General features: G+C 56.1%; 10 protein-coding genes. 1 reads left to right on the top strand and 9 read right to left on the bottom strand.

What is annotated here, in order from left to right:
- Nucleotides 1-60: 60 nt before the first annotated feature.
- From GOV87_RS19535 to GOV87_RS19575, 9 genes are all read right to left on the bottom strand, one after another.
- Nucleotides 61-906 carry a neutral zinc metallopeptidase gene (locus GOV87_RS19535; RefSeq protein WP_171212900.1) on the bottom strand — a complete coding sequence of 282 codons (846 nt, stop codon included), beginning with the start codon at nt 904-906 and terminating at the stop codon, nt 61-63.
- 188 nt (nt 907-1,094) lie between these two features.
- The gene (locus GOV87_RS19540) at nt 1,095-1,283 is read right to left on the bottom strand and encodes a hypothetical protein (RefSeq protein ID WP_170825395.1); all 189 of its coding nucleotides are present in this window, start codon (nt 1,281-1,283) and stop codon (nt 1,095-1,097) included.
- Between the two features lie 26 nt (nt 1,284-1,309).
- Nucleotides 1,310-2,320 carry a HupE/UreJ family protein gene (locus GOV87_RS19545; RefSeq protein ID WP_170825396.1) on the bottom strand — a complete coding sequence of 337 codons (1,011 nt, stop codon included), beginning with the start codon at nt 2,318-2,320 and terminating at the stop codon, nt 1,310-1,312.
- Nucleotides 2,317-3,231 (bottom strand): peptidyl-prolyl cis-trans isomerase, encoded by a 915-nt coding sequence (locus tag GOV87_RS19550; protein WP_170825397.1) that lies wholly within the window; start codon nt 3,229-3,231, stop codon nt 2,317-2,319. The genes GOV87_RS19545 and GOV87_RS19550 overlap by 4 nt, the downstream gene beginning before the upstream one ends.
- A gap of 19 nt (nt 3,232-3,250) precedes the next feature.
- Nucleotides 3,251-4,024, bottom strand: a complete 774-nt coding sequence (locus GOV87_RS19555) for a hypothetical protein (protein ID WP_170825398.1) — start codon at nt 4,022-4,024, stop codon at nt 3,251-3,253.
- 17 nt (nt 4,025-4,041) lie between these two features.
- A complete protein-coding gene (locus GOV87_RS19560) occupies nt 4,042-5,043 on the bottom strand; it encodes a transporter (protein WP_170744547.1) in 1,002 nt (333 codons plus the stop codon).
- 57 nt (nt 5,044-5,100) lie between these two features.
- Complete coding sequence (locus tag GOV87_RS19565; protein WP_170744548.1) at nt 5,101-6,972, bottom strand: DUF3604 domain-containing protein; 1,872 nt, start codon at nt 6,970-6,972, stop codon at nt 5,101-5,103.
- A 13-nt stretch (nt 6,973-6,985) separates the two neighbouring features.
- Nucleotides 6,986-8,875: a DUF3604 domain-containing protein gene (locus tag GOV87_RS19570; RefSeq protein ID WP_170825399.1), complete on the bottom strand. Its 1,890-nt coding sequence runs from the start codon at nt 8,873-8,875 to the stop codon at nt 6,986-6,988.
- A gap of 13 nt (nt 8,876-8,888) precedes the next feature.
- Nucleotides 8,889-10,808 (bottom strand): DUF3604 domain-containing protein, encoded by a 1,920-nt coding sequence (locus GOV87_RS19575; protein ID WP_170825400.1) that lies wholly within the window; start codon nt 10,806-10,808, stop codon nt 8,889-8,891.
- A 360-nt stretch (nt 10,809-11,168) separates the two neighbouring features.
- On the opposite strand from GOV87_RS19575, the gene GOV87_RS19580 reads away from it, so the two are divergent.
- The gene (locus GOV87_RS19580) at nt 11,169-11,855 is read left to right on the top strand and encodes a Crp/Fnr family transcriptional regulator (RefSeq protein WP_170825401.1); all 687 of its coding nucleotides are present in this window, start codon (nt 11,169-11,171) and stop codon (nt 11,853-11,855) included.
- The last annotated feature ends 19 nt before the right edge of the window (nt 11,856-11,874 follow it).

Below are 11,874 nucleotides of genomic sequence, written 5' to 3' on the forward strand. Positions count from 1 at the left end.
AAGTCCGGGCATCAGCATTCCTTGGTGGGTCGGAAGTTAACGTGACAACACCCTTGAAAGTCATAGTTGGTCTACTGCGAAGGTTTCGCAGCTGTTGGGGTCACCTGTCTGGTATCCGCGATGGAACCAGTTTTGCCGTTGAGCACTGGTGCCATGAGTAAAACTGTCAGGGACAACAACGCCACGCTGGGCGCGTTGCAGTGCGTCGTCACCGATTGCGGCGGCCGTGTTTAGGGCTTCTTCTATGTCGCCGGGTTCCAATACGCCAAAGCGCTTGTCAACGGCGCGGGCCCAGACGCCTGAGTAGCAGTCAGCCTGAAGCTCGACCCGAACCGACAAGGCATTTGCCTCGGCTTGGCTGGACCTGCTTTTTGCGCGGTTCACCTGTTCCAGAACGCCCAGGCTGTTCTGGACATGATGCGCGACCTCATGCGCGATGACATAGGCCTTGGCAAAATCACCACGCGCGCCCAGCCGTTGCTCCATCACCTGAAAGAACGACGTATCCAGATAGACACGCTGATCGACAGGGCAATAGAACGGGCCGGTTGCCGAAGCGGCGCTGCCGCAGGCCGATTGAGTTCTGCCTGCAAACAGGACCAGAACCGGCGGCGTGTATTGAATGCCCGAATTCGCGAAAATCTCGGACCAGATCGCTTCCGTGTCGGCAAGTATGACAGCCACAAACTCTTCGGTTTCGTCGTCAATTTGAACCGGGGCATTTGCTTGCGGAGGAGCAACCTGACCACCGCCGCCCAAAAACGGCGTGACATCGACACCAAAAAGCAGGCCGATTACGACGACCACAATCAACCCCGCGCCGCTCATACCGGCTCGAGATACCCCACGCGGCGTGTGGCGCCGGTCGTCGATGTTTTTGCTTGTACGTCGTCCTTTCCAGCGCATATGGCCTCCGGCCCATCCGGGCGTATCAAAGTTTAAATTTGTCGGTTCCCCGTCTTACGAGGTTCAAACGGGGAACCGATCCGGGCCTCCAAAAACTGGCACAGTGACTACGGTTTCTGTAGGACAATACCGGGCGTCACTTCTTCACCACTCACGATTCATCCAGTGCTTTGGAGTGCCCGAATTCCTCAACCGTCGATACCTGCGGTATCGCGCGCAGTCTCAGCTGGTGTGCATCTATTCGTGCTGACGCCAATCGTCGCTTGCTGGACCTGGCGTTTCGCAGCTTTTTCTGGTGTGCAGTCGGGGTCCACCACGTCGCAGCCGGCAATCGCAAGTATCGCGACAACCATCGCACCCCCCAGTAACTTACTCACTGTCTATTCTCCTTTTCTGTGTTGAATCAAAACCCAGCCAAACGCTCGGCCAGCCAGAAACCGGCAATGCATCCGATGGGATATCCGAGAAATTGGCGCGAGGGACCTGGCGCGAAGGACCAGCCCCAGACGATCTGCATTGTCTTTTTCAGCACCTCGAACACGCCCAGCACGGCAAAGATGAACGCAAGCTGCCCCGCCTCGACCCCGAGGTTAAAGGCCAGCAAAGCCGCCGGGATGTCCTGTTCAGGCAGACCGATCTCGGCCAGCGCACCGGCAAAACCCAAGCCATGCAACAGGCCGAACCCAAACGAAATCACCCAGGGGAACCGACTCGCCAGTGTCTTTGGTTTGTCGTCAGACCGCAGAACCTCGGTTGCCAGAAAGACAATAGACAGCGCGATCACGGCCTCGACAGGAGGGCCGGGCACGTTCAGAACTCCAAAGGTGGCCAAACCCAGCGTGATCGAATGCGCGACAGTAAAGGCGGTCACGGCCCAGATCAGCTGGCGCAGGTTGCGGATCAGCACCAGCAGGGCAAAGACAAAAAGCAGGTGATCCCAGCCTTCGAGGATATGTTCGAACCCCAACACGCCGTATTGCCATAGCGTCTGAACCAACCCCTGCTGCGCGGGCAGCGTGACGGCAGGCGCATCCGGTGTCAGGCGGAATGTGGCCATGTTCTCGGTGTCCAGATACCCCACCCGCAGCAAGACGTCCGTTCGCTGCGCATCAAGCTTGTCGATCAGGATCGTGTTGCCGCGCAGGTCTTCGGTGCAGGTCATGCGCCAGACCTGTGTCCAGGCGCGACCGTCAAAGACAGGGGCATCGAAGGTGGGTGCGCTACAAACATCAGGAAGTGCAACGTCAATATCCATCGGTGCGCCCTGAACGTCCGGTTTGCGCCAAAACACATACCAATCGCTGTCGGTTTCCTGCGAAATCTCAAGATAACCGGGCTCCAACGCATGGGCGTGTACGAACGCCGGTGCCAGAAGCCCCGCCAACAGCGCAAGTAAGGGCAGAAAGTGCCTCATGATTCACTCTCTAAGATGCCTGCTACCCCAAGGTCCTGGATCGAATAAGTGGATCTCAGATTTTCTATGAAAACCTCTTTCGCGCGCTCGGCCTGCTTCTCGCGCCAATCCGCCAAAACGCGATCCCGGATCGCTCCAAAAGGCGGCAGAGTAGCGTCCCATCTGTTGTCTATCCTAACCATATGAAGCCCGAAGGACGACTGAACGGGTCCGCTCCATTCACCCAATGGCAAGGGTTGCAACTGGTCGAAGAAACCCGTTCCGAAGTTGCCATCAAATGAAGATCGGACGCTCAGATCAAACCCCGTCGGTAGCAGCGACGCCTGGCCCAACTGGCGGTGATCTTCCCCTGCAGCCAAACGCGCCCGCGTCTGGCCAACAAACGTGCCGCTGGGGTTTTGCCCCAGATAAACAAGGCTGACCGCAATCCGCGCAGTGGTCGTGAACGCCTCGGCATTGTCTGACAGATAGGTTTGCAACACCTCATCATCGGGACGGGCCGCGCCCGCTTCGGAGGTCAGAAGGAAGTTCATCTTCTGCACCAACCTGTTGCGGATGATCTCATCATTGCCATCCAGCCCAAGCGCCAAAGCCTCGCGCACAAGCACCTCGCGGTTCAGCCAGTCGGCTTTGAGTTTGTTCAGTTCTTCGTCGGTCGGAGCGCGCCGCCATGTATCCTCGAACTGGGCAGCCAGAAGATCGATTTGCCGTTGTTCGAGAACAATGACGCGCGCATCGGGCTCACCTGTCCATTCCGCGGGCTGCGCCAGCTTGAACCAGCCGAAGATTGCGATGCTGAGAATGGCAAAATGGACAAAGGGTTCCCGGATGACCCTCTGCAACACGTTCTGTTTGTTTGACACCGGATCACTTGGGCGCGGCGAATTGGTTGATTGCCAATGTTTGTTCACATCTATCTCCGATCCAATTTCATCGGCTCTTGGGGACCAGCAATTTCAGCGTGAAACTAACCGTGTCGGCAGCCACGATGGCGTCATCGTCGAAATTGTGTTCGTAGGAAAATGACCATTGCCATGGTAGCCCCCTGCTTCGGTTGAGTTTGGACACTTTCAACCCCAGCGGAACGCTGCTGAAGTCGCCAGCGTCCCAGTCGTAGACAAACACCATTTCCGACGTGCCGACCGACCAGCCGTTTCCAAGGGTGTAGTTGAACACCGGTTGCAGTGTGGACAGATTCACGTCTGGCCGATTGTCGTCACCGGCGACCGTGATGAGATTCTGGTTAAACGCCCCCCAAAGCCCCCAATTCTCTTGCTTTGCAAAACCAACAGCTGGACCCAGCGCCCATTTATCCGCGCTCAGCCCATCGCTGCCCGTGGGCAACAAGGCGACCGCGCCAACACCGAAACGCCCCCAACGCCGATCAAAAGTCATGAGGTCAAACAGGGTCGTGTCGCTCAGTCCGGCCTGCCCGGTGGGGCTGTCCGTCACGTAAGGCAGCGTAAGCCGCGCAATATGGTTTGTTTGTCCGAGAGTGAACGGGATCGCAGCACGAAACTGAAGCAGGCTGCTGTCTTCGGAAGAGTTGTGCAGGTCAAACGAATGAAAGCCTTGCAGCTGAAAAGACATGATCGACGCTGTCGGATCGTTGGCCGCCGATTGAAGCGACTCCGATTTTTCCTGTGCCAGGACAACACAAGGGACCAGAACTCCTGCAATAACCCATGACAGTGTCAGCTTCATGTTGAAAGTCCCGCAGGTCAGAACGCCAATGAAATCACGGCCGTCAGGACATTGCTTTCGAACCGCCGCTTTGCCGCAAACTCATGTGTGTATTTAAGCTTGAGGGAAGCATCGGCGCCCAACAGCGTTCCGCCCTCGTAAGTCACGAGAGGCCCAATCCCGCTGACCTGAGCCCGCAGGCTGCTGGCCCCCAGGGCGATCCGGGTAAGCTCAGCACCTGCGCCACTGTCATCCTCAAGCTGATGGTAGGTATAGCCAGCGAGGCCAACACCCCAGCCCGAGCGGAAGCGCTGCACCACCGCGCCTTCTAATTGAAACGCAGGGGCCGTCTGGTAGTCGGTCGCATCGTTTTCTTCGCTGAACAAAAGGCTGGCCGCTCCTGAAACCTCAAAACCACGTTCCGGAACGAACCACGTCGCGGCAAAGAAGGGCTGGAACGACCAGACATTCTTGCCTGCATTCAATACTTGAACTGTGCGCTCCTGCAGATTGATGGATGCCGTATTATACTCTCCAGTCGGGGCATAAACGGTCAGCCCCGTACTATAGTGCAGATTGCCCCGATGCCAACCCACCAGTCCGGTCAGGCTGATGTCACCAAAACTGGACAACGTATCGTCAATGCTGGCTCCTTGCAACGGAGGCCGTATTGCCGTGAACGTGAGTTCAGCAACAGGAAAAGGAACAGTGAGGTTTATGGCGGGTGTTCCGCCAAAGAGCTGCGCGTCGAACACCTGAGTAACACCCAGTCGCCAGAGATTAAGTTCGAGGTCTGCGTCAGCCGCAATCGGAAGACCCGCAAGCGAAACGCCGTCCACGCTGCCATCAAGATGGTCGAATGTAAGGCTTGTGTAAGTTCCCGGCTCGGGCACGAAACCGGCAAACGTATCTCTGGTTCCCAGAAAATAGGCGCCCAACCCTCCTTCAACCGCAATCGCTGGTTTTACCGGCAGAACTGTAAGGGTAGCAATGATGGCCGCGCCCATCATCGGACGCTTGTCACGCAAAAACATCTTCATTTGTCACCTCGTTTAAATCACTTCACGCGTTTGCCGCGCTTTTTTCGGGTTTTAGGATCAGGGCGTGTACCAAATGGGTGAGGTATAGGCCCGGTCCTGAATGGCCTCAGGCGCGCCTTCCGGCAGTTCGACACCAAAGAACTTGTGGTCATAGGTCGTCCAGCGCGGGGTTGGGATTTCCAGAACACGCGTGTAGTAAAAAGCACTTTGATCTGGGTCGAATTCCGGGTCTTCCCAATAGGCTCCAAGGATCGGTTGGCCTATATCGTTTGTGTAAGTGGCTTCATCGGAATCAACAGAATTCCCGACCGGAGCAGCGCATTGACCGTCGATGACCTTTCGATCACCGCATGCAATGTCAAAGACCTTTTCACTGGTCGTTCCATCCGCATTCAGCCAGCCCTTGATGATCTGAATCCGATCCAGATTGGCCCCGTCCGGATCACGCAACGCCCGCACCAAAAAGCGCGGCGCACGACCTTCACTCGTTCCCAGATCACCCCCCATAGGTACGCCATTGGCGTAACCGTGAGCCGCGAAATCTGACCGAGGGAGGTCAGAGGCATCAAAGTCGTACCCTGCGAAGACACGGACGCGCAGGCGCGTACCTGTTGTTGCATAGACCTCCTTGCGCATCATCGCGTCAAAAAGGGCTTCGCGCGTGTTTTCGCGCGCCCAGATGGCAGCCAAACCGGAGGCGCTGGTCTGCCACGCATATTGCGCAACACTTTCGTCACCTCCTATGCCCCCCACCACTTCTTCAAACCGGATCGGGTCTACTGTCGGTTCGAGGGCGACAACCTTACCGAACATGTTGTTTTCTTTAGAAGTTGAGAGTGAAGTATGTGTGTCGGTCGAGCCGATCATCCCAAACCGGAACGGGTTCACACCAAATTCAGTCTGGTAGGCCAAACCTCGCTTGAGCGCTTCGCGCGCATATTCGTTTGGGATCATCTCGGGCGTCTTGGGATTGGGACCAAGCTGGCCCTTGTCCCATGTCTCAAAATCCGCAAACGGGTCATCAGGTGACAGCATGGGATGGGCTTCACCATCCCCTTTCATTTGAGTCACTTCATATAGCGGCTCCCAACGGGCGCGGCGTGCCGCATATTCGGCATCAAGCGCCTCGTCGCTGTCAAGCTTGACAGTGTCAAACATCAGCCCGTTAGAAAGGTTTCCATTGTGTGGAATGGCCAGAAGGCGGTCGCCTGTATCCGCCTCGTATTGCGCCATCCAGTCCCATAAATCTTCTGGATCCACGCTGTCGTAGGCAGAATAGGGTAGTCGCATATCGGCATTCTCTTTTCCGCCGCGATAGATCACATTGCGATGCAGGTTCGAGCGATCAAAGGTCGAGGTCCATTCAAACCCGATAAATGCAGTGAAGGCACCGGGCTGGTTGTGGCTTTCGGCAGCCGCGGTAATCTCTTGCCAGACGCTGTCATAGACGCCGGGTACATCAGCGAGTGGGTCTTCCCCAGACGCCTTTGTCACAGAAAAAATCTCCCACGCGCCGGGTAAATCCCCCGCATCAATGGCAGCCTGAAGCGACTGCCCGTATTCTGTTTCGAGAAGCCGGGTGTCACGCGCCGCAAGCAATGGCGCCGTCCCAAGATTCTCGGCGTGATCGGCAACAACGAGAAAATCGAGCGGACGCGACAAACGGGCTGGAAGCCCGGTTGATGACGTGACCGTTTCGCCTTTGGCAAAGCGATAGGCCGCGTCCGGCCCTAATGTGTTGCCGATCAGACCGGCATCAGCGGAATAGGTCGTATGCACATGGGTGTCGCCAAAGAAAACCTGGTTGGGGAAATCCTGGCTTGGATAGGGCGAGTATTCGCCGGCAGGAGCAACCGGCGGCGTGTCCTGAGCGTGAAGCGCCCCTGCCAGAGCAAGCGTGGATACAGAAAGCGCAGCGAGCTTTTTCATCGCAACGTACTCCTCAATTTGCGGGCGTGTACCAAATGGGCGATGTGTAGGCGCGTTCTTGGATTGATGTTGGGACATCCTCCGGAATTTCTACTCCAAAGAATTTTGCGTCATACGTCGTCCAACGAGGTGTCGGAATTGCCAATACTCTGACATAGTAGAAAGCAGCCTGCGTCGGGTCGAACTCGGGATCTTGCCAGAAGCCACCAAGGATCGCCTGACCAATCTCATTGGTGTAGCTGGCATTCGCTACATCTACGGTGTTGCCGACCGGAGCCGAGCACTTCGCTGAAACAAGAGCACGTCCGCCGCAAGCAATATCGTAGATGCGCTCCGACGTTGTGCCATCGGCGTTGTTCCATCCCTTTACGATCTGCACACGGTCTAAGTTGGCACCATCCGGATCCCGCAAAGCACGAACAAGGAAACGCGGCGCACGGTCTTCACTCTTTCCCAAATCACCCCCCATAGGTACGCCATTGGCGTAGCCATGCGCCGCGAAGTCCGACCGAGGGAGATCGGATTCATCAAAATCGTAACCCGCGAAGACACGAACCCGGATACGTGTCCCTGTGGTCGCAAAGACCTCTTTTCGCATCATCGCGTTAAAGATGGCTTCGCGCGTATTCTCACGTGCCCAAACCGCAGCAAGCCCGCCAGCACTAGTGTTTCGCGTAAAGTTCTTTTGCGCGTCGTCCTCTGCAAGGCGCGCTGTTGCAGCCTCATCAAATCTGATCGGGTCGGCAGTTGGTTCCACCGCTGGAAATTTACCGAAGTAATTATTCTCCTCGACAGTGCTAAGCGACGTGTGGCTGTCAGTCGACCCGATCACACCAAACTTAAATGGGTTCGCCCCCAACCTATCCCCTATTGAAAGACCACGCATCAAAGCGGTTCGGGCATACTCATTGGGCAGCATTTCGGGCGTTTTGGGCTCGACTCCAAAGCTACCACCGTCCCAGGTCTCGAAGTCGGCAAACTCATCATCGGGAGACAGGAACGGGTGTGCTTCACCATCGCCCTTCATTTGAGTGATCTCGTACAAAGGCTCCCAGCGCATGCGCCGCTCAGCGTAAGAGGCGTCAATCGGTTCACCACTTAGCAGACCGGTTTCCGAGAACATAAGCCCGTTCGACAGATTACCATTGTGCGGGATGGCCAGGAGTTGCCCTCCGGTCAGCTCCTCGTAAGAAGCCATCCAGTCCCAAAGGTCCTCAGGGTCCGGGGCCTCGTAAACTGAAACCGGAATAATCTGATCTGCTTTCTCCTTGTCATCCTTGAAGACCACGACGCGGTGCAGATTGTTGCCGGAGGGGTCAAGGGTATATTCAAAACCAATGAAGGCGGTGAATGCACCAGGAATATTGTGCCTGTCTGCGGCGTCTGTGACGCGTTGCCACATCGTAATCGACATGTCCTGGTTATCGGCTAGCTCGTTCACGCCGGTCTGCCGCATCGTAGCCCAGAAATTCTGAGCGTCCCGTCTAGCTTCAAACGTCCCGGGTTTGGCTATCTCATAGATCTGACGCCCCCATTCGGTCGCCAGCAGATCCTCGTTGGCTTCTTCAATCGCTACGGGTAGTCCCAAGTTTTCTGCATGATCAGCAACAACAAGAAAATCAAGGGGGCGGCTTAGTTTCGCATTCTGCCCGGTTGTGGAAACGACTGTCTCCCCTTTCGCAAAACGATAAGCCTCATCCGGGCCCAGCAAATTGCCGTTCAAACCCGAATCCGCTGAAAACGACGTGTGAAGATGTGTATCGCCAAAGAAAACCTGATTGGGGAAATCCTGACTCGGATAGGGCGAATAGTCGCCTGCAGGAGCAACAGCCGGCGTGTCCTGGGCGTGGATCGCCCCCGCGAATGCGAGCAGTGAAACGGAAATAGCGAGTTCCCTGATCATTAAAGTGCACTCCTCAATTTGTGGGCGTGTACCAAATGGGCGATGTGTAGGCGCGATCCTGTGTGGTCATCACAACGCTGTCCGCCATTTGAACATTGAACTTTACAGCGTCATAAGCCGTCCACCGTGGAGTGGGGATTTCGATGACCCGGGCATAATAGAATGCGGGTTCTGCCGGATCGAAATCCGGATCGGTCCAGACGGCACCAAGCTCGGGCGCACCGATGGTGTTTGTCCAGGACGGCACCGACAGGTCGACGGTATTGCCAACCGGCGGCAGTTTTCCGTTCTCATCCGGAGACCGGTCACCCCCCCACGCGACATCATAGACCTTTTCCATGGCCTCGCCGGACTCGGCATCGATCCAACCCTTGATGATCTGCACGCGGTCAAGATTTGCACCCGACGGATCACGCAGAGAATAGACGAGGAAGTCAGGCGCTTCGCCGTCTGCAGGCGTCGCAAGATCACCACCCATGGGGACCCCGCCATAGTAACCGACCTGAGCCAGATCACGACGGTTCATCGCGTCGGCTTCATAATCGCCACCAAAGAACCTTACGGATAGGCGCGATCCGGTCGTCGCGTAGGTTTCGCGCCGTTCCATGGCATCAAAGATCGCACCACGAGTATTTTCCGTAGCCCAGACAGCGGTCAAACCCGCGGCTGAATAGATGGACGAGTCATACGCAACATCACCGTTCGGATATGTCCTTCCGACATGCGCCGCCCGTTCACCGTTGGGTTCATAAGCAGTAAATTTGCCATAAAAGTTGTTTTCCTGCGCCGTGGTCAGGCCGGTATGCGTATCAGTAGCGCCGTCGGCACCAAACTTGTAGGGGTTGGACCCAAGTACAGCGCCCAGTTCCAGCCCACGCAACAAACCAGACCTTGCATATTCACCCGGCAGCATCTCGGGCGTTTTTCGAACTGTCGCGTCGAGATTGCCGTAATCCCAAGTCTCGAAGTTGGCAAACTCATCCTCGGGCGATAGCATGGGATGCGCTTCGCCATCCCCTTTGAATTGGGTCCATTCGTAAAGCCGTTCCCACTTTTGGCGTGCTTCGGCATATGCCGGATCGAGCGGCGCGCCATCGGCAAAACCATCAACGAGCGGGAACATCATGCCGCTTGAAAGGTTGCCGTTATGCGGAATTGCGGTAACGTCGCCACCCGTGACCGTTTCGTAGTTCTCGAGCCAAGCCCAGAGGTCACGCGGATTGCTCGACCCCATAGGTGGTGTTGTGGTGTAGGGCACGACCTGACCTGCGCGTTCGGGCCCATCTCGAAAAATGACGTTGCGGTGCAGATTGTTGCCCGAGACCAATGAGGTCCATTCAAAGGCGATGAAAGTGGTGAATACCCCGGGGTCGTTGAACTCTTCCGCCGCGGCGATGATATCATCCCAGACCCGCTTGTAGGCCGGATTGCCGGGCTGGTAGTTGAGTTCGGACGAAATTGTGCCTTGTGCAAACTGTTTTGTGAGTTCCTGAGCTGCCATACGGGCCGCTTGCCCACCTTCTGCAAAGGCTTCGTGAAATTGTCGCCCTTGTTCATCGGCCATGATGTTGGGCGCACCGGACAAAATGTCGGTAATGGCGCCCATCCCATCGGAATGATCTGTGATCATATAGAAATCCAGGGGACGGGAGAGTTTGACAGGTTGACCAGTGTTAGAAATCACCTGCTCACCACGAGCCAATCGATAGCTGTCGCGTGGCAAAAGTGTTGTTCCACCGCCTCCCGCATCAGCCGACAACGCGGTGTGGACATGCGTGTCGCCGAACAATGGCCGCGTCGGAAACGCGCGGTCGGCATAGGGGGAATAAGGGCGCCCCTTCAAAACACTATCGGACGCTTCGGGCGGAGCTTCTTGTGCAAAAACGCCCGTCGCAAAAAGTGTCGCAGCGAGAGAAGGAATGATTTTTTGCATCAGGTGTTCCTTACTGTGTGGGCAAATTGTTATGGATGATGGATCGGCGCGCTTTCGATTCCGGGCCTGTCAGAACGCCCCAATCAACTCGGTACGGTCCCCCGCAGCCTGCCAATCCGGAACCATGAGTGGTGGCAGATGTTCGCGGACCTAAGCCGGACTGGGGGCATTGAATGCCCCGGTGAAGCTGCCAATACATAGGAGGCCGCCTGAACCAGCCGAGAGAGAAAAACCGTTCCAATGGAGACATCAGTCACCCTAAAGAATCGCAAACCTATGTCTGAAATGTCAGATTCGCCCCTTGACTGTAGCCATTCGAATAAATCTATTTGTCCGAATTCGGACAGAAGGCGGAATTGAATGCACATATCAAGCGCAAATGCGAAAAAATATCTTTCACATCATGGCTGGGCTTCAACCCTATCGGGTGAATTGCTGGACGCGTTCCTGGGCATCACTCACCATGTAACGCTTGATGCCGGGCAGCCGCTTTATTCCATCGACGACCCTGCCAGTGACCTCTTCGGGTTGGCCTCGGGTGCGATTGCTATCGAGTCAGCAGGAACTGAAAACGTGATCGAAAAGAGCTTTCTGATGCACCCTGGGGTGTGGATTGGAGCAGCACGGCTGGCTGGAACAAAAAGACGTAAAATCGGCGCGTATGCTACGCGCCCTTCGACCATTTTGGTTGTCAAAAGCAACGAGTTCGTGAGTTTTGCTGAGATTTACCCGGATATTTGGCGTCGACTGTTGTTGAACCAGATCCAAAACCAAGAGCGGGCGATTGGTTTTGCCCATGATCTCATGCGCCGCGGAAGCCATGAACGCCTTGTTGCCGTCCTGGCCAGAATGGCCGGGCTGTATGAACCCAACCCTCCTGTTCCAGCGATCGTCGATGCCACGCACCGAGAGATCGCTACCTTGACCAACCTATCGCGCGGTGTTGTTTCTTCTCGCCTTGCGGAACTGGAGCGCAAAAAACTGATAAGCCTCGGACGCGCCAGCATAACCATAACGGATCCCAAGGGACTGTTGGCATTGCTGTGAACTGTGTTCACGAGGTGTG

The sequence above is a fragment of the Ruegeria sp. HKCCA5426 genome (genome assembly GCF_013034585.1).
Lineage (GTDB): Bacteria > Pseudomonadota > Alphaproteobacteria > Rhodobacterales > Rhodobacteraceae > Ruegeria.